The 26,380-nt window shown below is 42.6% G+C and carries 24 protein-coding genes; 11 read left to right on the top strand and 13 right to left on the bottom strand.

Features of this window, described 5'->3' with window-relative positions; translation table 11 throughout:
• The first annotated feature begins 162 nt into the window (after window positions 1–162).
• Window positions 163–669 (top strand): ribonuclease E activity regulator RraA, encoded by a 507-nt coding sequence (gene rraA, locus ACH784_RS01295; RefSeq protein WP_404392848.1) that lies wholly within the window; start codon window positions 163–165, stop codon window positions 667–669.
• Between the two features lie 2 nt (window positions 670–671).
• On the top strand, window positions 672–1,724 hold the full coding sequence (locus ACH784_RS01290) for a formimidoylglutamase (RefSeq protein WP_404392846.1): 1,053 nt from the start codon (window positions 672–674) through the stop codon (window positions 1,722–1,724).
• A 7-nt stretch (window positions 1,725–1,731) separates the two neighbouring features.
• On the opposite strand, the gene ACH784_RS01285 is transcribed toward ACH784_RS01290, so the two are convergent.
• Entirely contained in the window at window positions 1,732–3,519 is a 1,788-nt protein-coding gene (locus tag ACH784_RS01285; protein WP_404395146.1) for an EAL domain-containing protein, read from the bottom strand.
• Window positions 3,520–3,550: 31 nt separating this feature from the next.
• Complete coding sequence (hutI, locus tag ACH784_RS01280) at window positions 3,551–4,774, bottom strand: imidazolonepropionase (RefSeq protein WP_404392844.1); 1,224 nt, start codon at window positions 4,772–4,774, stop codon at window positions 3,551–3,553.
• A 111-nt stretch (window positions 4,775–4,885) separates the two neighbouring features.
• Between hutI and hutC the strand changes: the two genes are divergently transcribed.
• Window positions 4,886–5,605 (top strand): histidine utilization repressor, encoded by a 720-nt coding sequence (hutC, locus tag ACH784_RS01275; RefSeq protein WP_404392842.1) that lies wholly within the window; start codon window positions 4,886–4,888, stop codon window positions 5,603–5,605.
• Between the two features lies 1 nt (window position 5,606).
• Here hutC and ACH784_RS01270 read toward each other — a convergent pair whose 3' ends face one another.
• Entirely contained in the window at window positions 5,607–6,377 is a 771-nt protein-coding gene (locus ACH784_RS01270; protein WP_404395144.1) for an NADP-binding protein, read from the bottom strand.
• Between the two features lie 124 nt (window positions 6,378–6,501).
• On the opposite strand from ACH784_RS01270, the gene ACH784_RS01265 reads away from it, so the two are divergent.
• Together ACH784_RS01265 and hemN are read left to right on the top strand one after the other, a co-directional pair.
• Complete coding sequence (locus ACH784_RS01265; RefSeq protein ID WP_404392840.1) at window positions 6,502–8,532, top strand: methyl-accepting chemotaxis protein; 2,031 nt, start codon at window positions 6,502–6,504, stop codon at window positions 8,530–8,532.
• Between the two features lie 112 nt (window positions 8,533–8,644).
• Window positions 8,645–10,015, top strand: coding sequence for an oxygen-independent coproporphyrinogen III oxidase (hemN, locus tag ACH784_RS01260; RefSeq protein ID WP_404392838.1), 1,371 nt, complete (start codon window positions 8,645–8,647; stop codon window positions 10,013–10,015).
• Window positions 10,016–10,090: 75 nt separating this feature from the next.
• Here the strand turns inward: hemN and envZ are convergent, their stop codons facing one another.
• Together envZ and ompR are read right to left on the bottom strand one after the other, a co-directional pair.
• Complete coding sequence (gene envZ / locus ACH784_RS01255) at window positions 10,091–11,392, bottom strand: two-component system sensor histidine kinase EnvZ (protein WP_404392836.1); 1,302 nt, start codon at window positions 11,390–11,392, stop codon at window positions 10,091–10,093.
• 6 nt (window positions 11,393–11,398) lie between these two features.
• On the bottom strand, window positions 11,399–12,118 hold the full coding sequence (ompR, locus tag ACH784_RS01250; RefSeq protein WP_404392834.1) for a two-component system response regulator OmpR: 720 nt from the start codon (window positions 12,116–12,118) through the stop codon (window positions 11,399–11,401).
• A 182-nt stretch (window positions 12,119–12,300) separates the two neighbouring features.
• Here ompR and greB point away from each other — a divergent pair, with 182 nt between their 5' ends.
• Both greB and ACH784_RS01240 read left to right on the top strand, forming a co-directional pair.
• Complete coding sequence (gene greB, locus ACH784_RS01245; RefSeq protein ID WP_404392832.1) at window positions 12,301–12,774, top strand: transcription elongation factor GreB; 474 nt, start codon at window positions 12,301–12,303, stop codon at window positions 12,772–12,774.
• An 88-nt stretch (window positions 12,775–12,862) separates the two neighbouring features.
• Window positions 12,863–15,187: a Tex family protein gene (locus ACH784_RS01240; protein WP_404392830.1), complete on the top strand. Its 2,325-nt coding sequence runs from the start codon at window positions 12,863–12,865 to the stop codon at window positions 15,185–15,187.
• 75 nt (window positions 15,188–15,262) lie between these two features.
• Here ACH784_RS01240 and ACH784_RS01235 read toward each other — a convergent pair whose 3' ends face one another.
• The 3 genes from ACH784_RS01235 to bioH form a co-directional block, all read right to left on the bottom strand.
• Window positions 15,263–16,168 carry a putative metalloprotease CJM1_0395 family protein gene (locus ACH784_RS01235; protein WP_404392828.1) on the bottom strand — a complete coding sequence of 302 codons (906 nt, stop codon included), beginning with the start codon at window positions 16,166–16,168 and terminating at the stop codon, window positions 15,263–15,265.
• Window positions 16,169–16,174: 6 nt separating this feature from the next.
• Window positions 16,175–16,483 (bottom strand): hypothetical protein, encoded by a 309-nt coding sequence (locus ACH784_RS01230; RefSeq protein ID WP_404392826.1) that lies wholly within the window; start codon window positions 16,481–16,483, stop codon window positions 16,175–16,177.
• 102 nt (window positions 16,484–16,585) lie between these two features.
• Window positions 16,586–17,323 (bottom strand): pimeloyl-ACP methyl ester esterase BioH, encoded by a 738-nt coding sequence (gene bioH, locus ACH784_RS01225; protein WP_404392824.1) that lies wholly within the window; start codon window positions 17,321–17,323, stop codon window positions 16,586–16,588.
• A gap of 56 nt (window positions 17,324–17,379) precedes the next feature.
• Between bioH and ACH784_RS01220 the strand changes: the two genes are divergently transcribed.
• A complete protein-coding gene (locus ACH784_RS01220) occupies window positions 17,380–18,084 on the top strand; it encodes a ComF family protein (RefSeq protein ID WP_404392822.1) in 705 nt (234 codons plus the stop codon).
• Here the strand turns inward: ACH784_RS01220 and ACH784_RS01215 are convergent.
• Window positions 18,046–20,601, bottom strand: a complete 2,556-nt coding sequence (locus ACH784_RS01215; protein ID WP_404392820.1) for a M14 metallopeptidase family protein — start codon at window positions 20,599–20,601, stop codon at window positions 18,046–18,048. The genes ACH784_RS01220 and ACH784_RS01215 overlap by 39 nt on opposite strands.
• A gap of 146 nt (window positions 20,602–20,747) precedes the next feature.
• On the opposite strand from ACH784_RS01215, the gene nfuA reads away from it, so the two are divergent.
• Together nfuA and ACH784_RS01205 are read left to right on the top strand one after the other, a co-directional pair.
• Complete coding sequence (nfuA, locus tag ACH784_RS01210; RefSeq protein WP_138478225.1) at window positions 20,748–21,323, top strand: Fe-S biogenesis protein NfuA; 576 nt, start codon at window positions 20,748–20,750, stop codon at window positions 21,321–21,323.
• A gap of 2 nt (window positions 21,324–21,325) precedes the next feature.
• Window positions 21,326–21,601: a hypothetical protein gene (locus tag ACH784_RS01205; RefSeq protein ID WP_404392818.1), complete on the top strand. Its 276-nt coding sequence runs from the start codon at window positions 21,326–21,328 to the stop codon at window positions 21,599–21,601.
• Here ACH784_RS01205 and ACH784_RS01200 read toward each other — a convergent pair.
• Window positions 21,546–22,877 (bottom strand): MATE family efflux transporter, encoded by a 1,332-nt coding sequence (locus ACH784_RS01200; RefSeq protein ID WP_404392816.1) that lies wholly within the window; start codon window positions 22,875–22,877, stop codon window positions 21,546–21,548. The genes ACH784_RS01205 and ACH784_RS01200 overlap by 56 nt on opposite strands.
• Here ACH784_RS01200 and ACH784_RS01195 point away from each other — a divergent pair.
• On the top strand, window positions 22,854–23,891 hold the full coding sequence (locus tag ACH784_RS01195) for a polysaccharide deacetylase family protein (RefSeq protein ID WP_404392814.1): 1,038 nt from the start codon (window positions 22,854–22,856) through the stop codon (window positions 23,889–23,891). The two genes, ACH784_RS01200 and ACH784_RS01195, sit on opposite strands and share 24 nt — an antisense overlap.
• Here ACH784_RS01195 and ACH784_RS01190 read toward each other — a convergent pair.
• From ACH784_RS01190 to ACH784_RS01180, 3 genes are read right to left on the bottom strand one after another with little or no spacing between them, the layout of a single operon-like run.
• A complete protein-coding gene (locus ACH784_RS01190; protein WP_404392812.1) occupies window positions 23,881–24,912 on the bottom strand; it encodes a chemotaxis response regulator protein-glutamate methylesterase in 1,032 nt (343 codons plus the stop codon). The genes ACH784_RS01195 and ACH784_RS01190 overlap by 11 nt on opposite strands.
• Window positions 24,913–24,920: 8 nt before the next feature.
• Entirely contained in the window at window positions 24,921–25,538 is a 618-nt protein-coding gene (gene cheD / locus ACH784_RS01185; RefSeq protein ID WP_404392810.1) for a chemoreceptor glutamine deamidase CheD, read from the bottom strand.
• A gap of 1 nt (window position 25,539) precedes the next feature.
• Window positions 25,540–26,352, bottom strand: coding sequence for a CheR family methyltransferase (locus ACH784_RS01180; RefSeq protein WP_404392808.1), 813 nt, complete (start codon window positions 26,350–26,352; stop codon window positions 25,540–25,542).
• Window positions 26,353–26,380: the final 28 nt, after the last annotated feature.

The following is a 26,380-nucleotide window of genomic DNA, read 5'->3' as shown; positions in this document are numbered from 1 at the left end:
CTCGAAAAATAACAGCTAGGTGAACTTTTTAAGACACTATTATGGAATCTGCTCGGGTTTGACTAAGCGCATAAAGTGCCTGCTTTTACAGCAACTTTGCCATTGCTATGAAAGTGCATGAGAGTATACTGAAACAAACAAATACTCTCTGGAGAAATCAATATGGACTACAGCACATCTGACTTATGTGATCATTTTGCAGATTCAATCGATGTACTTGAACCCATGTTCATTAACTTTGGTGGCCACACTGCTTTTTGCGGTCGTATTGTCACAGTAAAATGCTTTGAAAATAACGAGCTTATTCAAGAGATTTTAGAGCAAGATGGTACAGGTAAAATTTTGCTGATCGATGGTGGAGGCTCTTCGCGTCGAGCACTTATCGATATCGAATTGGCAGAACTGGCTGTAGAAAACCATTGGCAAGGCATTGTGGTTTATGGCGCTGTTAGACATGTTGATGAACTAGAAGAGTGTGAACTGGGTATACAAGCTATCGCCTCGATCCCTGTTGCAGCTGATAGTCAAGGCAGCGGAGAACAAGGTGTTCCGGTTAATTTCGCTGGCGTCTCTTTTTATGAAGATGACTATCTATACGCCGACAGCACAGGCATTATTATTTCTGCAGAAGAGCTAGTGCTTGAAGATGTTCTAGAAGAAACTGAATAGTTATGAGTAAATGGTTAAATCGTTATAGTGAAGCCGACACCCAGAGCTTCACGACCAGCCGAGCTAATGAAACGCGTTTTTGGCAATCAATTTCATACCTAGACCACACGGCCCCCCTTGAAAGCGCTTTAAAAGATGCTGCACAATTTGGTATTCGTTATGTACTGATTGGCATTAATGAAGATATTGGCCCCAGAGCAAATTGTGGCCGAGGTGGCGCAACCCAAGGCTGGCAAGCATTCTTAAAACGCTTTTTAAATTTACCAAGCAATGAATTTCTCGACCCTAAATCAGTTTTGTTATTAGGTGAAGTGAAGTGTGATGATTTGCAGTCACAGAGTAAACCGCTAGATAACACCCAAGCCGAAGATTTAGCGCAATTGAGAAGTTTATGTGGCGAATTAGATGAGCGTGTCACAGCAGTTTTAAAATCGGTATTTGATGCCGGTTTAGAAGCCATTGTTATCGGTGGCGGCCACAATAATTGCTATCCAATTTTAAAAGCCTTAAGCACAAGTGAAGCCAGCCCATGTAATGCTATTAACTTTGACCCACATGCTGATTTTAGAGCCATTGAAGGTCGCCATAGTGGCAACGGATTCCATTACGCATACCAAGACGGATATTTACATGATTACCATGTAGTCGGTATGCATGAGCAAAAAAATAACCAAACCATTATCAGTGCTTTGACAAATGCCGGGTTTACCTACACCACTTACCAAACATTGCAGGTTATGCGCAGCCGAAGTTTAACTTCTGACTGCACGCACAGTTTAGCCCGCTTTAAAACTGATAAGCCTTTGGGCATTGAAGTTGATGTCGATGCGATTAGCGGCATGCCTGTTAGCGCATTTACTAATTGTGGTTTTTCTGTCAGTGATGCTGAGCACTTCGTATTCCTTGGGGCAACTCATAGTGCAAGCCGTTATTTACACTTATGCGAGGCTGCACCCGCAACCCACCCGAATGGTCTGGAGCAAGGTATCACTGAAGCTGGGCAGGTTTTAAGTGGTCTAGTCTGTAGTTATTTATTAGGCAAACAACAAGGGTAGCAAGGTGCTACCCTTTTTCGTGATCGACTAAATGATGATGCTCAAGCTGGTATTGTTTGATCCATGTAAGCATACCAACGCTACTGAGTGGCCTTTCGAAGTAATAACCTTGAGCAGCAAAAGTATTTAAACTTTGCGCAAAATTAAGCTGCTCTTGGCTTTCTACGCCTTCACAGATAACTGCACAATCTAACTGATGCTGCATATCTACAAGGCCTCTTACAATCCCTCTGAGCGCACCTTGATGTTGGTGATCTCGTGTAAGGGACTGCCCTACTTTAACGTAATCTACAGTTAGCTTAGGTAGTTTAGCTAATACCAGCGGGGCCTCACCAAAACCATCGACACACAAGCGCACACCAATACTACGAAGCCGAGCTATCATCGCAACCCCTTGCGCATCTAAAGACATAAACAACGCAGACGGACACTCTATAATTAAATCACCGGCCTCAAGGTGGTGAGTCAGTAAAACATCGTCTAAAAACTCAATAAATTCTTCATGTAGCATTTCGGGTCCAAACACATTGACACTGAGTGCCATTTTGATCCCTTCCATTTTCAGTGCCATCGCAATTTCTGCTGCTCGCTCAATAACATATTGCGCAACAGGTAATGCTAAACCCGCAATACGAATATCATCAATAAATTGACTCGCAGCAAGGATCCCTTGCTTTGGGTGCTGCCAACGTAGCAGTAACTCTAAGAACTCAATACCATTGTCGCTATGGCGAATGACAGGTTGAAAATAAAGCTCTAGCTGGCCTCTAAAATCACAATGGGTCAATTCTGCTAAGCGTGCTTGCTGCTCTTGTTTCGCCGTTTGCATGGTATTTTGATATTCAGTAACCACTTTTTTCGGCTCTGAATCCAATGCTAAAAATGCGCAAGTAATCGCATTATCAAAATCACTTACTCGTTCGGCACATTGCACAAAACTCGCTCTGGCTTTTATTTCAATCGTGCAGTTACCTACGTTAAAAGGCTTTAATGTACTCTGCACTATGGCACCAATCATTTGTTCGTGAATGTGCTTTTGATGTGCAAGAGAACACAAAAAAACAAAATGAAGGCCACCTAAATGAGCAAGCTTAGACGCTTCGCCGCCATGAGAGATAGCCACAATATCCACATTTTGCAGATGTTGTTTAATTCTATTTGCTGATTGTGCCAATAGTAGGTCACCATATTCTCGACCTAAATGAAAATTAACCTGCTCGAACCCTTCAAGCCTGATCATCACTAAAACCAGTGGTGAAGTGTCTTTTTCAACATGCTGATAGTACGCCTCTCTCAATCCAGCTCTATCAGGCAAACCAAGAATATCTTGCTTTCTTTCAGTTGCATGTTCAGTCGAGCTCGTATGCTGTTGCCCTACCGCTCTCAAACTAAACTCGTATAACTGAGAGATATAAACAAGGATTAAAGGCAAAAGCACCCATTGTATTGGCCAAAACCAGACAATGGAACCTGAAAGTAAAAAGAGGTAGCTTGCCGCTGATACAAAGGACGCAATGAGCAGTGTTTTAGAGCCATGGCGCAGCGCTAATAACAAATGACCGAGTAACACCAATGAGATGGCATAACTCGCCCAAATATTAGGGAGTAAGGCAACGAACGCAACAAGCATAGTCGCAATATGAAGCGCTCGAACAGATTGCAAGTGTGTGAGAATAATTAAGGCAATACTGCCCATTAACACTAACCCGCCCAGAAATGCGGTTAGTAGTGCCAGCTCCCCCTGTTGCAATCCATTGAATACAGGAAAGCTGGTCAATGTACCGATTAAGGTCATCACCAACTTTCACCTATAAATTAAATACTTCTTATTGGATCAGTTTACCTGAGATCCACAAATTTGATAGTTCATTTACACCAAATTGATAACTTAATTGTGCAGGCGTAGCCACATTCCATAACGCTAAATCAGCGCGCATACCCACTTTTAACACACCGCGATCTGCCAAACCTAGTGCTTGTGCTGCGTGCACTGTTACGCCTTGTAAGGTTTCTTCAGGGGTTAATCTAAACAGGGTACAGCCCATATTCAGCATCAATCTTAGAGAGCAAAGTGGCGCGGTGCCCGGATTGAAATCACTGGCCAGTGCCATAGGCACTTTGTATTGACGCAATAAATCGATAGGTGGCATTTGTGTTTCTCGCAGAAAATAAAAAGCCCCTGGCAGTAACACTGCAACAGTACCCGCCTCGGCCATTGCTTTTACGCCAGCCTCATCTAGAAACTCAATATGATCTGCTGATAAACCTTTAAATTCAGCCACGAGCTCTGTGCCATGCTGATTAGAGAGCTGCTCTGCATGGCATTTTACAGGGAGCCCTAACGATTGCGCCTTTGCAAAGACACGCTTAGTTTGCTCATAACTAAACCCTACATTTTCACAGAATACATCAACGGCATGCGCAAGGTTTTGTTCTGCCACCGCAGGCAACATCACATCACACACTAGATCGATATAAGCATCAGCATCATTTTTATATTCAGGAGGCAGTGCATGCGCACCTAAAAAAGTGCTTTGAATGTCAATTGGGTGGTTATCATTTAAAACTTTATTTACTTCTAGCAGCTTGATTTCGGTTTCTAAATCAAGGCCATAGCCTGACTTACTTTCTACCGTAGTCACGCCTTCATTCAATAAACTGTTTAACCTATTTTTACCTGCAACAAATAAGGTTTCTTCATCTGCTTCACGAGTCGCACGCACGGTGCTGGCTATTCCCCCGCCCTGCTGCGCAATTTCTTGATATGAAACACCATTTAAGCGCTGTTCAAACTCCCCAGCTCGATTACCTGCAAATAATATGTGTGTGTGACAATCTATTAACCCTGGTGTTAACCATTGCCCTTTGGCATTGATCACAGGCGTTGCTAGGGCATCAAATTCAGGCAGGTCATGCTGTTTTCCAAGCCATGCAATTTTGTTGTTTTTAATTATCAACGCGCCCTGCTCTATTGCCCCATAAGGCGCGTCAATATCGGCATCCATGGTTGCCAAGTTTACATCGGTGATCACTAAATCTGCTTCAAACATATCAGCCTCATCTGAATTCTTTTTAATTGTCTACAAGACTATCATGCAAACTTGTATATACAAGAAAACTGTGCCATTTTTAAATAAGATCCTAAAATTATATTTTCTAGTATGGCCAACGAACCTAAGTTTGCATTAATAAAACAACACATTACTGAACAGATCCGTACCGGCGTTTGGAAAGAAGATCAACGTGTCCCCTCTGAAAACGAACTTGCAGAGCAATTTAGTGTAAGCCGTATGACCGCCAGACGCGCTTTAAGCGAGTTGACTGATAGTGGCGTATTAACGCGTAGTCAAGGTTTAGGTACATTTGTAGCCAGCTTCAAATCACAGTCTTCTATGCTGGAGATAAAAAACATCGCCGATGAAGTAAAAGAGAGAAATGGTGAGTACAGTGCTGAGGTCATAGCCCTCGAAGAAATCGCCGCAATGGCCCCTATCGCTATCGCGCTCAGTGTTGATATAGACAGTAAAGTCTATCGCAGTGTGATTGTACACCACGAGAATGGCCAACCACTCCAAGCAGAAGAGCGCTTCGTAAGCCCACATCTGGCCCCGGAATATCTGCAACAAGATTTTACTGCCATCACACCACATGAATATTTATCGGTTGTGGCGCCACTGACTGAAGCGAGGCACACCATTGAAGCTGTGATGCCCAGCCAGGATGTTTGCCAATGGCTAAATTTATACAATGAAGAACCTTGCCTCCAAATGATAAGGCGCACATGGAGTTCAAGCGGTATCGTTAGCTTTACTAGGCTTATATCACCTGGCAGCAAATACCGCTTAGGCGGTCATCTTACTTTTAAAAAACAAGTAAGATGATTTAAATTGTGGCTTGATATGCAAACCCTAGCGCTTCAATGGCCGAGCCATCAATGATGCGAACACTCGCCACATCGCGCGCAAAAGTAGGTGGTTGGGTACCTAGCAGAGCACATTTCTCTTGATAATAATCTTCACGGGTTGGGTGCCAAGGGTGGCACACATTATAAATCGTATCGGCCTGCGGCCATTGTTCCAACACCGTCGAAATTGCAGCAACCACATCATGCTGATGCACCATGTTTACAACCGCTTTGCTGCTACTTTTAAGCGCCTTACCTGCAACAAACTGCCCAGGTTCACGGTTTGGCCCAACTAAACCAGCTAACCTCAGCACTTTGCCACCCGCTTCCAATACTTTATTTTCAGCTGCGATGAGCACTTTTTTCCGAGCTGTTTGGCTATCTAGCTCACTGTGCTCATTGTAAATCGCATCTTTTTCTGCATACACGCCCGTACTCGAACACAGTAAAAAACCTTTGCACTTTAGCTGCTGCGCAAGCTGCAATGCTGAACTGAGAGTGTCGAGATAGTTACTTGCCACATCACGTGCTCTTGGAGGAATCGCGCACACCCAATATGCATCTTTTAAATCAATAGAATGAACCAATTCACCTTCTTGAATCGCAAACTGACGAATGATGCTGCTGGTGTTTGTATTGCTTCGACTTGTTCCCTGAACTTGCCAGTGCTGCTGTCGTGCCTTTTCAATAAATGCACTTCCCAACCAGCCTGCTCCTAAAATTACAACATTCATCTCATACCTCTGTATTAATTTCTCTCTTTAAGTACCAAATCAGAAACAAACTATTGTCAATCTAACGTTTACAGTGGTCAAAATGGCTTAGATATGCTTTGATTGTAGGTAGTGCGATTTCCAATAAAAAGAATATATCATGCTTAACAATCTATCTCTCAGGAGAAAAATACTCCTGCTAATTGGTGGTACTATTTCAGTGCTACTTATCATTGCGTCTAGTTACTTTGTAAACCATCTTGCCAGCCTTTCACGAAATAGTGTTGAACGCGAAGCGCAAAGCTATTTATACGCAGAAAAACTCACTATGGAGTCCTTTTTTGCACAGTACGGTAAATTAGTCAGCACATTTGCCCAAAGCGCCCATGTTTTAGAGTTTTTCGAGCAATATACTGAACGTGAAAGTAAGCTTGCTGGACTGCCGACTTATGAGCGCGTCAATCAAGATTTTGTGCGCTTAACAAATACAGATAAAAATGTGCTGTCGACCTTTTTCGCTTCAGCGATCACCGGTGAATACTTCAAAGAAAATGAGCGAACATCACAATTTTCTGATGGTCGCCCTTATTATGCTTATAAACGCGGATGGTGGCCTGAAGCTATGGCTGTCGGCAAATTACATGTAAGTCCAGTCTCTGTCGATGCCAATACTGGTGATGTATCTGCCGTAATTAAATTACCTGTTTACAACTCAAGCCAAACACTACTCGGGATCGCGGGTATTGATTTACAGATGGAGCAAATCAATCAATTGGTTGAGCAGATCCGCTTTCAAGGGCAAGGGTATGGTTTCTTGCTAGATAATAATTTGAATGTAGTTCACTTATCTAAACAAACAGGCCATAAGCTGTCTATCACCGACGAAGGGCCAAATGGCAAAGAAGGGCTTGATGGACTCGAAAAGCAATTCTCAAATACGTCTGGTTTTAAAGAATTAAATTCACAAATTAAGCGCAACTCGTCTGGCACATCAACAGTGACATTCAAAGGCAAAGACTATTATGTTGTTTATAACAGCGTCAAGTTAGACGAGCCATTACTTGATTGGCACGTGGGTGTCATGATCCCAGTTTCTTTTATTGAAGAACCGGTCAATAAAGCGGTTATGAGCACCATTATCGCGTTCTTAGTGATCATCACCATTATTGTATTAATGATACTTTGGGCCACGCAAATGATCACTAAGCCTATCGTTTCACTTGCAGATACCATGCGTGATATCGCGTCAGGCGAAGGCGATCTCACCCGCCGTATCAACATTGAAAGCAATGATGAAGTTGGTCAGTTAGCAACACACATGAACACCTTTATTGAAAAGCTTCGCACCATGATGCAAATGACGGCTGAGCAAGCTTCGCAACTGGGTCATGCATCTGAGCAACTTAGCGCAGTATCAGCCAGCACTAATAGCGAAATTCAGCAAGAGAAAGAACAAGTAGATAGCGTAAGCGCTGCGGTAACTGAAATGGCGGCAACGGTGACTGAGATTTCTCGTAACGCACAAGAAGCAAGCCATGCTGCCGAGCAAGTACAGCACATGACCAATGATGGCGCAACACGTTCAAGTCAGGCGCAAACCGTGATGACTGAGCTAGCTAATCACATTGGTGAAGCCGCCAAAGTTGTTGCAGGCCTCGAAAAAGAAACTACCAATATCGGCGCCGTAATTGATGTGATTAATGGTATTGCCGAGCAAACCAATTTACTGGCACTTAATGCCGCCATTGAAGCTGCGCGTGCTGGTGAACAAGGTCGAGGTTTTGCCGTGGTTGCCGATGAAGTACGCTCATTAGCGAGCAGAACGCAAGAATCTACTGATGATATTCGCAACATGATTTCACGTCTGCAGCAAATCGCACAGCAAGCGTCAACCATGATGCAACAAGGACAAGATCAAGCCGAGGGCTCAGTTTCACAAACGCAAGAAGTACTCGACTCACTGCAAGAAATCGCTAGTTCGGTGGCAACGGTGCAAGATCAAAGCCATCAAATTGCAACCGCGACTGAGCAGCAGACCATTGTTGCTGAAGATATTAATACCAGCTTAAATGCGATTAATGACCTTGTTAACAGCACTGCTAATCATGCCCATACATTGGCTGATGAAGCGCATGATCTTAACAGCTTAGCCAGAGCATTAAATGGCACAGTAAATCAATTTAAGCTTTAACCTTACTCAGCAAAGCAGGGCATGATTTATGCCCTGCTTTGCTACAGATCAAAACCTACTTTCACTTCTCGTCATACACTACACGCTCTAATCTAATAGATGAGTGCGTATCGTGATTAATTTACCAACATGGGATGAATCCCTAATCAAAAAATATAATGTATCAGGTCCTAGATATACGTCTTACCCTACGGCATTATCATTAGAAAGCGGTTATCAACAGGCTGATTTACATACCGCTGTAAAACAGTCAAAAAACCAAGCCTTATCGCTCTATATTCACATCCCATTTTGCCACCAGCTTTGTTATTACTGCGGCTGCAATAAAATCGTGACGCGCCATCAGTCAAAGGCTGACGTCTATTTAGATCATCTAGAAAAAGAAGTTCAGGCACAATCATCTGTCTTTTCTGAATACCAAGTTGAACAACTACATTTAGGTGGTGGTACACCGACATTTTTAACCGCCGAGCAAATGACACGCCTGATTAATATTGTCGAAGCACACTTCAACTTTACCGAAGACGCACAACGCGGCATTGAAATTGACCCGCGCTCTATTGCTGACGATATGTTAGTCACCTTGAAAAACTTAGGCTTTAACCGAGTATCGTTTGGTATTCAAGATTTCAATGATGAAGTACAGGCGGCGGTAAACCGTCCGCAATGTGTCGAAGAAGTTTTAGCACTGGTTAAACAAGCAAGAGCACTCGGGTTTAAGTCAATCAATACAGATATGATCTACGGTTTACCTCACCAAACCCCAGAGAGCTTTAAACAAAGCATTGAGCAGCTGATAGCGCTGAGCCCAGACAGAGTGTCGGTGTTTAACTACGCTCACCTCCCAGATAGATTTGCCGCGCAACGTAAACTAAAAGAAGCGGATATGCCAAGCCCACAGCAAAAGCTGGAGATCTTCAAAAATACCCTACAGCAAATGACCGAGGCAGGTTATCAATTTATCGGCATGGACCACTTTGCTAAAAAAGACGACGAGCTAGCTATCGCCCAAAGAAACGGTGAGCTTCATCGAAACTTCCAAGGCTACACCACGCATGGCAACTGCGACTTATTAGGTTTAGGGGTTTCGTCGATTTCACAAATTGGCAATGCGATTTTGCAAAACCAAAAAGAGCTTAAAGCCTACTACTCAGACATTAATGAGATTGGTTGTGCCACACACAAAGGCATGCGCCTGAATAATGATGACGAGTTAAGAGCCGATGTAATCAAGCAACTTATTTGTCATTTTGAATTAGACACAAAGGCGATTGAGACGAAATATAATATCGACTTTAACGATTACTTTAGTGAAGCCCTTGAGGCACTCAAACCACTGGCTGAAGATGAATTAGTGGCCTTGTCTGACAACCGCATTGAAGTCACCAGTAAAGGTAACTTATTCATTCGCATTATCTGTATGTGCTTTGATGCGTATTTACAGCAGCAAATTAAAAATACGCGCTTTTCTCGCGTTATTTAATTGTTTTTTTGAATCGTTACAAAAAAGGATGGCTGCGCCATCCTTTTGATTTCACTTTTACTTTAGAGTGAGTCGTTAGCCTAGTGCAGGTAAATAAACTTCAGCGCTTAACCCACCCTCTTTACGATTACGCAGCTTCACAGTGCCACCATGCGTTGCCACAATACGCTTAATAATCGCCAGACCTAAGCCACTGCCTTCACTACCTCGTGCTTGGTCACCTTGTTTAAAGGGTTCAAATACTGTCTCTAACTCAGCCTCGGGAATACCCGGACCTCGGTCTTTGACAGTAACAATCACCATTTTTTTACGAGGGTTATAAGCGGTACTCACATCAATGGCTTCATCGGAATAGCGAATAGCGTTTTCAATCATGTTCGTCACAACTCGCTTTAACGCGACTGTATTCATAATAACCTTTGGCAAAGTCTCGGCCGCAAACAAGTTGATTTCACGCTGATGTTGTTGCTCGGCATGAACCACTTCAGATACTAAGCTATTAATATCTTCAGGGTGCATTTCACCACTATGATGATGACGAAGATATTCAATAAACTGATCAATGATGGCGTTCATATCTTCGATATCGTCGATTATCCCTTCTTTAAGATAATCCTCTTCGTCTGACATCATTTCGGTTGCTAATCGAATACGCGTTAAAGGCGTTCTTAAATCATGAGATACCCCAGCCATTAATAAGCGACGGTCATTCTCAAGCTCCGCGATCCCCTTAGACATTTGGTTAAACGCTTTAGTTACTTCGACCACTTCTGTAGAGCCTCGCTCGACCAATCGAGTTGAGAAGTCACCAACCCCCACTCTACCTGCTGCCGTTTGTAACGCTTTAAGCGGTCGGTTCAGATGCCGTGCAAACCACCAGCCACCCAAGACGCTTAAAAAACCGATACTCGATAAGTAGAAAACTAAAAACTCCATTTTCGTTTCACTAAAACCGGTCAGAGGCACCCTCACCCAATAACCCGGAGCCTGTGGAGCTTCAACCCAATATACCACCGGATCACCTTGGCTGATCCGCACTCGTGCAGATCCATTTAGCTGCTCTGACATGCTCTTCGACAATAAGCTATACTCTTTCGCCTTATCTAAGCCATTTAAATAAGCTTGTCGCTGTGTCATCACCTCAATGCCTGTTATTTCGAAAAACTTATCCGAAATTTCTCGATTAACCTCAACGCCTTCTTCCCAATCTATAAAGACTGTTTTTACCTGCTTAGCCAACATGAGATTGACTTGTTCAAAGGTAGGCTTAAACACATACAGGGTTACTGTGATATACGAAACAATTTGGTTGATCAACAGTAACGCACCGACGAAGAAAACTGTTTGCCCAAAGGCACTACGCGGAAAAAAACTCATAAAGAATTACTTTTCGCCATCAGGAACAAACACGTAACCCAAGCCCCAAACGGTTTGAATATATCTTGGATTGGCAGCATCCTCTTCAATCATGCGACGTAGACGAGAAACTTGAACATCAATACTGCGCTCCAGTGCACTGTAGTCACGACCACGAGCCAAGTTCATCAATTTATCACGACTTAGCGGCTCTCTTGGATGACTTACTAAAGCCTTTAACACCGCAAATTCACCACTGGTTAATGAGATGACCTCATCACCCTTATGCATTTCACGAGTTGCAAGATTCAGTTTAAAAATACCAAATTCAACTTCGTTTTCTTCAGCAGCTGGCGCGCCTGGCACTTCTTTAGCACGACGACGTAAAATAGCTTTAATTCTCGCTAGAAGCTCTCTTGGGTTAAATGGCTTGGGAATGTAATCATCTGCGCCAAGTTCAAGACCGATAATGCGATCAACTTCATCACCCTTAGCTGTCAGCATGACAATTGGAATATCATTTTCTTTTTGGCGTAGACGACGGCAAATAGATAAACCATCTTCGCCAGGTAGCATTAAATCTAATACCATTAAATGGAAGTTTTCGCGCTCAAGTAAGCGGTCCATTTGCTCACTGTTGGCCGCAGCACGAACAATAAAACCTTGCTCAACGAGATAACGTTCTAACAAACTGCGTAAACGCATGTCATCGTCGACAACTAATACCTTGGTAGTTTCATTTCCCATGATTGATTTCTTCTTTTTATCCAATATCTTTGCTTAATATAATTGAAAATAACACTTCTCGACACCATTACTATGAAGAGTTTTGTTACCGAACATTACAATTTTTTAATATTTTGCTAGCTCGACAGGTATAAAATTTTTTATTACCGTGTCGGTTTAGTAAGAATGACCCTAATTAGCGTATGAAAACTAACTTAATTACCCCTGAGGGTTATAACCAATTACAAAAAGAGCACGACCATTTATGGTATGAAAAGCGCCCTGAAATCACCAAGATTGTTAATTGGGCTGCCAGCTTAGGCGATCGTTCTGAAAACGCAGATTACACCTTTAATAAACGCCTGCTGCGACAAATAGATCGACGAGTTCGCTTTTTAAGAAAGCGCTTGCCCGATTTAAAAATCGTCCAATATGACCCTCAACAGGCTGGTAAGGTGTACTTTGGCGCTTGGGTTGAAATTGAAAATGAGCAAGAAGAAATAATGCGCTTTAGAATCGTCGGTCCGGATGAAATTTATGACCGTAAAGACTATATTTCTATAGACGCACCAATGGCACGAGCACTATTAGGTAAGGAAGTCGACGACGAGTTTGTCGTGCGTACACCAGAGGGAGAAAAACTCTGGTATGTAAATTCTATCGAATACCTTAAATAAGCTTCTTATTCATAGACGCTATGCTATGATCGCCCACATAAAATACGCTTAGATAGCACGTATACATCTGAATTTATAAGGATTTTGCATGAGCAACATCTCTGCACGTTTGGCACAAGAGCTAAATGCAAAAGAACAGCAAGTCATTGCTGCCACTGCACTTCTTGATGAAGGTGCCACAGTTCCATTCATTGCACGTTATCGTAAAGAAGTAACCGGTGGTCTTGACGACACGCAGTTGCGTCTACTAGAGCAGCGATTAGGTTATTTAAGAGAGCTAGAAGACAGAAGACGTTTTATTCTTGATACTATTTCTGAGCAAGGAAAGTTAAGTGATGCCCTTGCCGCCGATATCAATAACGCGCAAAGTAAAACAGAGTTAGAAGATTTATACCTGCCGTACAAACCTAAGCGTCGTACTAAAGGACAAATTGCCATTGAAGCCGGTTTAGAGCCACTTGCGGACGCTCTATACAATGATGCTGCTTTAGACCCAGAAAGCCATGCAGCTCAGTTTGTAAATGCTGATAAAGGCATTGAAGATGTCAAATCGGCGCTAGATGGTGCCAAGTTTATTTTAATTGAGCGTTTCGCCGAGGACGCTAAGTTACTAGCAAAATTAAGAAAACAAATTGATTCACACGGTGTAATTGAAGCAAAAGTCATTAAGGGCCAAGAAGAGGCCGGGGCTAAATATCGCGATTACTTTGAACACTCAGAAAAGCTTACAAAAGTACCTTCGCATCGTGCGCTTGCTATGTTGCGTGCCCGCAACGAAGGTATTTTACAGCTAACCATTAACCCTGAGCCGAGCAGCGAAAACCCAGCACAATACTGTGCACAGATCATCGCTGACCATTACCAGCTTAATGTCTCATCAGCCACAGCAAGCGATTGGTTGATGTCAGTTGTACAATGGGCTTGGAAAGTTAAGCTCGCTTTGCACCTGGAAAGTGAGTTCTTAGGCACAATGCGTGAAAAAGCTGAAACACAAGCTATCGATGTATTTGCGAAAAATTTAAAAGATCTATTAATGGCTGCACCTGCTGGCCCTCGCGTGACTATGGGGATTGACCCAGGTTTACGTACCGGCTGTAAAGTGGCAGTGGTTGATGCGACAGGTAAACTGTTAACTACAAACACCATCTTTCCTCATGCACCGCAAAATCATTGGGACAAGTCAGTACGCACCCTAGAGCAATTATGTCGCCAACACAAAGTTGAGTTAATCGCGATTGGTAACGGTACAGCTTCTCGTGAAACAGACAAACTTGCCGCTGAGCTACTTGCCAATAACAAAGAGCTCAACATGAGCAAAATTATGGTCAGTGAAGCGGGTGCATCGGTTTATTCTGCTTCTGAGTTTGCCGCGAATGAATTTCCAAATTTAGACGTGTCGTTACGTGGTGCGGTTTCAATTGCTCGTAGACTACAAGACCCGCTTGCAGAGCTGGTAAAAATTGAGCCTAAATCAATTGGTGTGGGCCAGTACCAACACGATGTGTCTCAAAGTCAGCTAGGTCAGTCACTGATCTCTGTGGTTGAAGATTGTGTTAACTCGGTGGGTGTTGATGTAAATACAGCGTCGGTACCACTACTAACCCGTGTTTCAGGTCTAAACAAAACACTGGCAAGCAATATTGTGCAGTTTAGAGATGAGAACGGTTCATTTAACAACCGTACTCAATTGAAAAAAGTTGCACGTTTAGGCCCTAAAGCATTTGAACAAGCCGCGGGTTTCTTACGTATCGTAAATGGTACTGATCCACTGGATAGCTCAGCAGTTCACCCTGAAGCATACCCTGTGGTTAAACAGATCTGTACTGAAAAGAATATCGAGGTCAGCGACCTGATCGGTAACAGCGATGTGTTAAAACAACTTGAGCCAGCTCAATTCACTAATGACAAATTTGGTTTACCAACGGTTACCGATATTATCTCTGAATTAGATAAACCGGGCCGTGACCCTCGCCCTGAGTTCAAAACGGCGGTATTTAAAGCGGGTGTCGAAACCATTCAAGACCTTAAAGTCGGTATGGTTTTAGAAGGTGTCGTATCGAATGTGGCTAACTTTGGTGCTTTTGTTGATGTCGGCGTACACCAAGATGGCTTGGTACATATTTCTGCAATTACTAACAAGTTTATTTCTGATCCACGAGAAGTCGTAAAAGCAGGCGATATCGTAAAAGTAAAAGTGTTAGAAGTCGATGTAGCCAGAAAACGAATTAGTTTTACCATGCGCCTAGACGATGAAGTGCCACAGGCTGCGCCTCAAAGTAAAGCGGCTTCAAGTAAGCCTTCACAGAACAAAACAGCGAACAAGCAAGCAAAGGGGCAGCGTCCTAAGAAAGATGCTGGCAATGCCGCAATGGGTAATGCCTTTGCTGAAGCCTTTGCTAAATTGAAGAAGTAAACTTGGTCCTTTTAGAGGATTGGTATTAAACCCATAAAAAAGCCGCTGAAGCGGCTTTTTTATTTATTAAGGGTTTTAGACTGATAGTGATAAGTTGCTATTTGAATTTGGCACTGCAACATGTTGGTAAAAATCACTGATCCTCAAAGCCCTAGCTTGAATTTCAGGGTCCGGCTCTATAGGTAAAGCAACTGCGTATGGATCGCCTTCACTTTGCAACGAGGCTTTCTCTAAAGTTTGAAGTTCATTATCAGCGCGATCTTCTTCATTTAACCTGCGTGTTTCATATGTTGCCACAGAACCGCTTTCAGATTTACTCTCTTCGTCACCACTAATAACTTGTTGTGCCAGATCTGCTTGTGCTGACGCCATTTTTTGCGTTGCATCGGCAGCTATTGCTCTGTCGGCACCGGATGGTTCAGCTGGTGCGAGTGCAGCAGCACGTACCGTCTGCATTTTATCTATAGTCGCTTTAGGATCGTTTGGTACTTCAGCTACATCAATCATCACTTGACCGCCTACAGCATAGTTATTGCCGTCTGGTCCTCGTTGATACTCATAGCTTGGTGAACCTGCATATTGTCCACCTACACGCGCATGTGCTTGCTCATGCAAACGCACCTCTCGATCTCGCGCCTTTAACTCTTCAATCTGCTGTTGTTCAGCTTCTTGATTCTGCTGCTCTTGCTCAGAGCTCTCTTCTTCCGAACCCTTACTTTGCTGCTGACCTTGTTGCTCTTCGTCTTCAGCAATAACCTTATTTTGCTGCAACTGACCTGCACTGTCGTAAGTTCCACCTTCGTCAGTAAGGTGAGAGCGAGACTTATCACCATCGTTGAGGGTTTTATTCTCAGTATGGCTGGCATTTGTAGGAGCTGGTTTTGGAATAACTTCGCGCAGCTGGTTATCTCGCCTAGCAGTTTCGGTGTAGACGTTAGAGGTGTTTAAATTCATCGCCGGCTGCGGCGTTACAATGTTCATGGCATGTTAAACAGAAATATCTATTAATGTTCCTAAGACTTCATCAGCTGTACGGATAGATTGAGTATTCGCTTTGGCATTAAACTCTTCAACTTTAAGGTTAACCAAGGCTTCATCGATTTTCGCTGGCTGAGATACAGGTGCTGTAACAGCCTCTTCAGGGCTTGCGCCTTGGAGCTGGCGTTGTTGTGCGAGTTGCGCATCATCCTGCTCAGAGGTTGTTGCACGATTAATTTCGGCAGCTGCACGCTCAATACCTTGACTAGCACGATTGTAACCGTCTATACCGTTATTTAGTACGTCACCTATAGGCATGTTTGCACCATTGAAAATCTTAAATATGTTTAATTATTGCGCAAACCTGGTGCAAAATAAAGTTTTTGGCAGTAAAAAGCGGCAATTTTTTGCCGCTTTTTATTAAAGTACTGATTTTAGGAAATTTAAACTTTCAGCCCGATGTGAGATAAATGGCGCATGCGACGCCTTTGGTAATATTTCTACTTGAAAATTGCTATTTAAGGCACTCATTTTCGTGATAGCGCGCCTTGGGACCAAGGAATCGAGCTTGCCAAACAGACCATAAACGGGCTGAGTTAACGAACTAAAAATGTCACGATAATCATCGTTTAATAAGATATCTAGTCCTGTACTCAACGCGTCTGGGTTAGCTTCTGGCGCATTAAGTAACCAAGCTTTTAATTGCTTTACATCAGCTTTTGCATGCTCTGATCCCATCGCCTGAATAGCTAAAAATCGCTCTATGGTTTTAGCGCTATTTTCTTTAAGTTGGGCTTTAAAATTCTTTAACACTTCAACTTTAATTCCTGCCCACCCTTCCGCTTCGGCAAAATAGGGGGTTGAAGCTATCAGCACAACTTTATTTACTTTTTGTGGATAATATTTTGCAAGGTGAAGTGCAAACAGTCCACCGAGCGACCAACCAACTAATGTTGTGTTATCAGCCAATTGTTCAGCGACAAGTTGAGCTGCGGTTGCTAAAGAGTAAGGTGCTTCGGGCATTGCACCATGCCCAAAGCCTGGTAAATCGATGCTTTTAACCAAGCAAGATACTTCAGACTTTAATTCTTCTTCTATTAATTGCCAAACCTGTCGATTCATTCCCCAACCGTGAAGCAGCACTGTCTCTTTTTGCATTATTTCAACTCTCAACCAAACTTAGAGGTATGATACTGATCCCAAGGATGAACACAATGTCACTGTTTAGGAATTTAATAGATGGCTTATTTCCAAGTATTTGCCATGTTTGTCATAACCCGCAGCAGGGCCGTGGAGGTGTTTGCCTAGATTGTCTGACTGATTATCCATTTATTTCTTTAAAGCAACCTAATTTACTGTTTCAACCTGATATAGCACGCATGTTTAACTTACCCTATTGTCATGGTCTATTAGCCTGTAGCTGGTACCAAGGACATATGCAGACTTGGTTAAAGGAATTTAAATTTTCGAAGCAAAGTTTTTATCAAAATTGCATTGGCAGCGTGATTAAAACGCAACTAGCTCATTTCAACCAAACTCGCATTTTTATGCCCGACTTGATCCTTATTTTACCTCTACATAATCGACGCTTGATCAACCGAGGTTTTAACCAGGTCGCGCAAACATGGTTGCCTTATTTGCCAAAAGAAAAAGTCAGTTTGGCTTGCTTAGTACGCTCTCGCCCTACCAAAGCTCAAAGTGGTTTAAACCTCAAACAGCGCACACGAAATGTAAAACAGGTCTTTACAGTAAATGGGGATTTGAAAGGAAAGAAAGTGGCGATCATTGATGATGTGATCACCACAGGTGCAACTATTAATGCAGCCGCAAAAGCTTGCTATGCAGCGGGTGCTACAGAGATTTGGGCCTATGCAACGGCATTAACGCCCTTGCACGGCCAGCGTATGACCAAAAAATAAGGTGTTCGTTAATAAACGACTACTCCCCTTCCAAAAACCTCTAAACACAGGGTTATCTATCATGCCGACAACACTCCCCTGTCCATATCGATGACCTATCAAGGCTGCTGTATTTGCAATTTGCTTCACATTCTCTTCAGCGGTATAACCTGCAAGTAATGGTTTCGCTTGATACTGGCTCACAGTGACGAATGGCTGCTCAGGCATCGTAAATAATTGAGTGCTATTTTTGAATAAAGGTAATAATTCACGTTCATAACCAAAACTTAGGGGATGAGTTAAATCAAGTTTCGACGCAAAAATAGCTCCAGCGATACGCTGCTTACCTGACAGTTTCTCTCTGTCGCCATAACTTAAACCAGCAGTATCAAACTGCTCTGCCACTTGTTTTGATGTAATCACCTGAGCACTAAGTAGTTGATTATCAACTAACCATTTAGCGCCTCCTTTGTGACCCCAGATCACTCCGCCTTTACTCACCCAAGCAGCAATCTTAGTTTTGGCTTTCTCTGCCATATTTCGATAACGACCATGCGCCAAAATGATGTGGGTGTATTTAGATAAATCAACGCGATGTAATCTATCTTGCTCAATAATCGTCGGCGCAATACCTAATTGCGTGTCTAAGTGATACCACACCTCGCCCACTTCATATTGGCTGCTACCAGAGCCGCCTACCAACAGCACTTTCGGTGCTTTTATCGGGCTCAATTGGCGCGACCCTAAATCAACCCCCTCGCTAGTCAAACCACTTTGAATTGCATGAATTTGTACACCATAGTCAGCTTGTGCTCGTTGCATGATGGCGACAATGTCAGATTGCTTTTGCACCCCAGAAGCAACAACGATGCTTCCGGCATTAAAGTTTTTCTCACCGAATGCGGTTTTTGCTTTAAAACCTTTAAGTGCAACACGTGCATCAATACCTCGCTGTAAAAGTGTATTTAATAACTTAGGTGCAGCACTTGGCTGCCAATCAAATGCATAAGCATAACTTTCTTGAAGCTCTGGAAAACGTGGCGACTCTGACTGCCAAGCTTGCTTCGATACATCAAGTCCCCAACGGCTAGATACCTGACCAAATTTTAAGTTGTAAGCATGTGGTAGCGTCCAACCCGATACATCATAAAACGTATTATCTTGGAAAGTGGTTTGTTCAGAAAAGATGGCTTTAATCAAACGGAATTGAGCTTGTTTCAGTGGAATATATACATCACCCTGAGAGAAACTTTGATCAGACGCTTTGACTGCTTTATTTAAGCCATACGCTTTAATCTGGTGCTGAGTCAGCACTGACATAAATTCTTCAAAGCGTTGTGGATCTTGTCCTTTAGCAACCACATACCCCAAAAACTTCTCTTTGTCAGCCAAGCTTTCAGCCTGATGATAAAAGCCATTCTTAAAATCAATTAACTGCTTCTTGTTTGCCATCACTCCAGCAAAGGTCGATAAACTCGTTGTGACTTGATTTTTAATACTTTGTGCAAAGGTTAACTGACCATTAATGGTCTCTTGTACATGGCCTCGACTACTTGCTTGTTCAAATAAAATACCCACCGAGCCATTGATATCAGGGTAAGTCGATCCCTTACCGTAGTAAAAATCATCAAAGCTTTCTTGTGTAAAATAAAGCTGATTTTGTGCATCTAAAGCTTGCGCATGAAAATTTGCTAGTTCGGTAGTTAATTGCGTATTTTTTGCAGGTGTTAATGGGTGGGTACGCGTTGGGATCCCCGGCTGAAAGAAATATGTACTGTTAGGGCCCATTTCATGAAAATCAGTTAATACATGCGGCTGCCATTTATGGAATGCCGCAATGCGAGCCCGAGATTCTGGATGCTGTAGTAATAACCAATCACGGTTCAAATCAAACATATAGTGGTTTGTTCTACCTGATGGCCATTGTTCAACATGCTCCCTATGTTGTGGATCGGCGGATAAGGTTTTACCTCTATTGCTATTTGCCCATTGTGCAAAACGTGCCAAACCATCGGGATTCAGTGATGGGTCTAAAAGCACCACTGAATTATTCAGCAATTGTTCTACTTCTTCTCCTTGTGCAGCAGCTAAGTAATAAGCAACTAATAAAGCAGCATTACTACCCGAAGATTCGTTACCATGCACGCTGTAACCCATCCAAATAAAAGCAGGTAGATTGTTCGCCTGTTGCTTTTCAAATACTTGCGCATAATGCTGCTCTCGAAGCTGTTCCAGCTTAGCGATGTTATCTGGCTGACTAAACTTTAGTAGTAGTAATGGCCTTTGCTCATGGCTAAAACCTATGGTCTCAATACTCACTCTTGGACTTTTTTCTGCCAATACACGCATATATTGTACTAACTGATCATGGCGAACATGCCACTGCCCAACCTGATAGCCTAATACCTCTTCAGGCTTAGGAATAGCGGGGTCAAACTGGACTTTTTGTTGAAAGTAATAAGAAACAGGTTGCGCTGCCACACCACTTGAAAATAAGTAAGTGCAACAAAATAACGTGAGTGCGAAGAGTGTACGCATATCAAAACCTTTTGCTGAAAATAGTAGCAACTAAGCTAGCAACCAAAATCTGATAAGCCAAATTTTTACGTTCAACACTGGCGACAATGCCACCAGCGGAGTATCATAGCCATTAACCGAGTAATTTAGTCAAGTATAGTTCGATTATGATCACAATTTCTGAAACTGCACAAAGTCACTTTGCCAAGCTTTTGGCTGATCAAACTGAAGGCACAAACATTCGTGTTTTCGTTGTAAACCCTGGTACTTCTCAAGCTGAATGCGGCGTATCTTACTGTCCACCTGATGCTGTTGAAGAAACTGATATTCGTCTTCCTTTCAATGGTTTCGATGCGGTTGTTGATGAAGAAAGCGCACCATTTTTAGATGAAGCTGAAATCGACTTCGTAACTGACAAAATGGGCACTCAGTTAACACTTAAAGCACCTAATGCAAAAGCTAAGCGTCTTAAAGATGATGCTTCTTTAGCTGAGCGTGTTGAACACATGCTAACGACTGAGGTAAACCCACAACTTGCCAACCATGGCGGCCAAGTAAGCCTAGTTGAAATCACTGCTGAAGGTATCGCTGTGGTGCAATTTGGTGGCGGTTGTAATGGTTGTTCAATGATCGATGTAACATTAAAAGAAGGCATCGAAAAAGAGATGGTTGCTAAGTTCGAAGAGATCACTGGAGTACGTGATATCACAGAACACCAAGCTGGTGAGCACTCTTACTACTAATTATGTTGAAGCCCATAATTTACCGTCTAGGGCAGCAACCTAAACTCAGCCTCAAACGCTTCTTTATTGGTTTGGGGCTGTTTGCCATTTCTGCGGCGTGTATTGCCTGGGGTTATTATCATCAAGCCTGGATACAAATCGTTGGTCTAGTTTTTCTAGTACCAGCACTTTTCTTTGCGGGCTGGGGCTATTTAGGCATCTTTGCCAACCGCTTTTCGCAAGTTATTGCAACAATAAACCCTGTCGTTGAATTTGACGATAACGATAAGCCAAAGTAACGCCCCTCAATAACATGAAGCAACTCATGGCGAACCACAGACCATGGTTTTCATACTCCAATGTAAGCCAAATAGGCACCATAAACCCAAAAATGGCAGAAAAGAACATACTGTTACGCATATCTTGAGCTCGGGTTAAGCCGACAAAAATCCCATCGAATATAAAACACCACATTGCCAATAAAGGTAGAAGAATGAGCCAGAATAGATAAGTTGTTGACGCACTGATGACCTCTGGAATGTTTGTTAAAAGCTTAACGATGCTTAAACCAAACACAGCAAAGACTAAGCTATAAAGCAACGCGAACACAGCCCCCCAAAACAAACTTAGGTTGACCCAGATTTTCACTTTTGCTTCTGAGCCTTCCCCCTTGGCCTGCCCTACCTTTGCTTCGGCAGCATAAGCAATGCCATCTAAAGCAAAACTCACTAACATTAAAAAGTTTAATAAAACGGCATTGACCGCCAGTGTCGTTTCGCCCAATCGAGCGCCATAAAAAGTCATAAAACTAAAGCAGAGCTGTAATAACAATGAGCGAATAAAAATATCTCGATTGAGTGATAACAATGCCAAAAATTGCGCTTTATTTGGTAATAACCAACGCCAATTAACTTGCTGCTTTGCCAGTTGCTTTTTTATTAATAAGATGGCGACCAGTAACGCCGTGTAATCTGCAATCACCGATGCCCAAGCCGCTCCAGCCACCTGCCAATCAAAACCAATCACAAATAAGATATCTAAAAGAATATTGGTGATATTTGTAAAGAGCAGTAAGTAAAATGGCCCTTTTCCATACTGCATCCCTAGCATAAGTCCCAACAGCACCAAGTTTGTCATCGCCGCAGGCGCACTGAAGATCCTTATTTCAAAGTAGCTTTGTGCCTGGGTAAAAACATCTGAGGATGCATTCGATAAGGCTTTAATTGCATCCAACAACCAAGGAGAGAGGAAGATTAATGAGATTGAGAAAGTCCAAGCAATCAATAAACTCGCTAAAAGCTGTTGCTGTAATCTAGGCCAGTTTTTTGCTCCATAAGACTGCGCAAGCACGCCCGTGGCGCTCATCCTTAGAAAGCTCGCAAGCCAAAATAGCAATGAAATACTGCCCGACCCTAATGCGATACCTGCCAGAAAGTGAGCTTCTGATAGATGGCCGATCACCGCTGTATCAACTAACCCTAACAATGGCACAGATATATTTGATAAAATCATCGGACCCGCTAGCAATAGCAAACTTATATGGTGCGTTTTATGATTTTTAAAAATCTCTTTCATTGCTTAGTTTTCACTTTGTTATTGTTTTCAAACCCATCGCTATCAGCGGTGATCTTACAGTATCACCACGTCAGCGAGAAGCTACCTGCGGTGACATCAGTGAGTGAAGAAACATTTAAAGCGCACTTAACTTACCTTAAAAACAATAACTTCAATGTTATACACCTAGATAAGTTACTCCAGCATACACAACAAGGTAAACCGCTGCCTGCCAAAACTGTGGCCATCACTTTTGATGATGGTTACGACAATAACATTGAGCAAGCGGCGCCTATTCTCGAAGAATTTGGTTACCCGTATACTATTTTTGTAAACCCTCTGCTTATCGATGAAAACAAATCGTATGTGATGACTTGGGACGAACTCAGAGCTTTAGCAAAACGCGGCGCATTAATTGCTAATCACAGCGCGAAGCATGATTACCTACATTTAAAACAAGGCGGTGAAACCCAAACGCAATGGTTGAAACGCGTCCGTGAAGATATCCTATTCTCAGAAAAACGCATCGAAGAAGAAGTGGGTCATAATGTAAAATTACTCGCCTACCCATATGGCGAATTCAATAGACCTCTACAAAACCTAGTGAAAGAACTCGGCTTTATAGGTATAGGACAACACTCTGGTGCGGTGTCACAATTTACCGACTACACGCGCGTACCACGTTACCCTGCATCAGGTTTTTATAGTAAATTAGATACCCTTAAAACCAAGCTGAACTCTCTGCCTTTTGCGATTGCTGAGCTAGATTACTCGGATTCAGTGACAACTGATCCAACTCCCACGATTGAAATCGAATTTGCAAATAAAGACTTTTATCAATCGCAATTTGCCTGCTTCGTCTCAGGGGTTGGGCGTGCTGATATTGTATGGAAAAATGAGAAAAGAGTGTCAGTGACTTCACCTGAAGACATTAAAAAAGGCCGTACACGATATAATTGTACAGCCCCTTCTATCAAACACTCAGGTCAATTTTACTGGTTTTCGCAACCTTGGGTGCTACAAGTTAGCGAGTAACTGTTTTCAATAAATGTGCTGCTACGCTTTGCAGTGGCAGCACTTGCTGCGCCGCATTCAAGTCAACCGCCGCTTTTGGCATGCCCCAAACTACTGAGGTTTGCTCATCCTGTGCCGCTGTTTTTGCTCCCGCTTCTAGTAACCCCAACATACCTCTGGCACCATCACTGCCCATGCCTGTTAATAGTACCGCGGATACATTTTTGGCAAACGGTTTTAAAGAGTCAAACAATACGTCAACTGCCGGTTTATGACGGTTAACTAGCTCGCCATCATCCAGTACACAGATTTTGTTTAAACCTTTAGAGACTACTTTTAAATGCTTATCTCCTGGCGCAATGTATACATGTCCAAATTCTAAAATATCACCATCTTCAGCTTCTTTAACGCTCATACTGCAGGTTTTATCCATTCTCATGGCGAATGAAGTGCTAAAAATAGGAGGAATATGCTGAGTTATCACTATGGGTGGTGCATCTTTTGGCATTTGCACTAGCACTTCTTTAATTGCCTCAGTGCCCCCAGTTGAAGCACCAATAGCTAGAATTGCGTGACGATCATATGACTGACCTACTGGCAAGGCCGCTTTTTGTGCCGCCGCCTCAGCCGTTCTAAATGGTCTCAATCTTGCTGTCGCGGCTGTTCTTACCTTCTCTTGTACAGTTTCGGCGTAATGTTGCAATTGCTCAGCAACGTTCATTTTTGGCTTTGCAATAAAGTCCACAGCACCGATTTCTAGCGCTTCGAGTGTAATGGGAGAGCCTTGCTGAGTCAGAGTTGAGATCATTACTACAGGCATAGGACGTAAACGCATTAGGTTTCTTAAAAAGCTAATACCGTCCATTTTCGGCATTTCGATATCTAGGGTGATCACATCAGGGTTAAGAGATTTAATCATCTCTCTCGCTTGATAGGGATCCTCTGCACTTCCTACAACTTCAAGATCACTCGCTTGCTGAATAACCTCTGTTAAAATCCCTCTAATCAAAGGTGAGTCATCAACAATTAAAACTTTTATCATGCCAACTCCTAAAACAGCTCAATATCTGTTTGTGCATCTTGCGATTCGATATCATGTAAATAACGCACTTCACGTTTCTCAATTGTATCGTTATGCATTTCTCTTAACTTTTTAACCTGCGCACGACCTGTTTGAGGATGAAAAACGACTTTTCTAGGCCAAGGCCCACCCACATCATGGGATACAAGCTCCAAACCTTCTTCTTGAATGTACGCATGTGCAAAGCGAATATTGCCTACACCGATATCAGTCATTGACCGAATAATTTTACCACCGCCAAATAATTTAACTTTCAGATTAGAGCGTGAAGCGCCGTTTTTGAGTACCTCGTTAATCAGATACTCCATCGCCCAGTTACCATAACGGCAAGTTAAATCATCAGCATGAACCTCTTTTATTCCTTTTGCAGCCGGTAACATAAAATGATTCATGCCACCCACGCCTAGCTTATCATCGTATACACAAGCAGCTATACATGAACCAAGTACAGTGGAAATAAGCTCATCGTTTTTAGATACGTAAAACTCTCCAGGCAATACTTTTGCTATAACACAGCCTCGACCAGAGTCCCAAAATCGCTTTACGTGTTCAAACCCTCTGATAACCGGCTTAAATCGATTATCCATACTATACCTTTTGATACATAGTGCGGCCTAAATTCTTAAACTCATGATGCTCTTTGCCCATAGTTTCTGAGTGACCAATAAATAAATGACCATCCGCAGCTAGCATCTGGTGATACCCTCTAAACAATTTATCTTTTGTTTCCTTATCAAAATAAATCAAAACATTGCGGCAAAAAATAACATCAAAAGGCCCTTTCATTGGCCACTTCTCTAGTAAGTTTAGTCGTTTAAAAAAAATCAGAGACTGCAACTTTGGTTTAACTTTGTAAGCATGGCTATCTGCACTTTTTAAAAACCACTTTTTCAAGACCTCATCATCTAAGCCTGTTACATTACCCGCATCGTAAATACCATTTTGCGCTTTTGCTAAAACATTTGAGTCTAAATCTGTTGCTAGGATCTTTACATCCCAATCCGCAGGAAAGCGATTGGCTATTGTCATGGCTATGCTATAAGGCTCTTCTCCTGTTGAACAACCCGCAGACCAAATACGTACCCTCTTAGTGGTTTTATTTTCATCTAAGATTTTAGGGATTAAGGTATTAGATAAATACTCAAAGTGGTGGTTTTCTCTAAAAAATGACGTCAGATTCGTCGTGATGGCATTAATAAATTGACTAAATTCTTGCTCTTCATTTTCTTCTAAAAAGCTTAAATATGCTGAAAATGAATCAAGTTGATTTGCTCGTATACGCCTCGCTAGTCTTGAATAAACCATTTCTCTTTTATGAGGACCAAGAACTATCCCGCATGCTTTATACACTTTTTGCGAAATGGTCTGAAAGTCCTGATCAGAAAGTGCAAATTCTCTCATGGTTAATCCTATTCAAAGACGATGCTTA

Origin of the sequence: Pseudoalteromonas phenolica (assembly GCF_044788725.1) — a bacterium.
GTDB classification, from domain to species: domain Bacteria; phylum Pseudomonadota; class Gammaproteobacteria; order Enterobacterales; family Alteromonadaceae; genus Pseudoalteromonas; species Pseudoalteromonas phenolica_C.
This window is presented reverse-complemented; position numbering and strand designations above follow the sequence as displayed.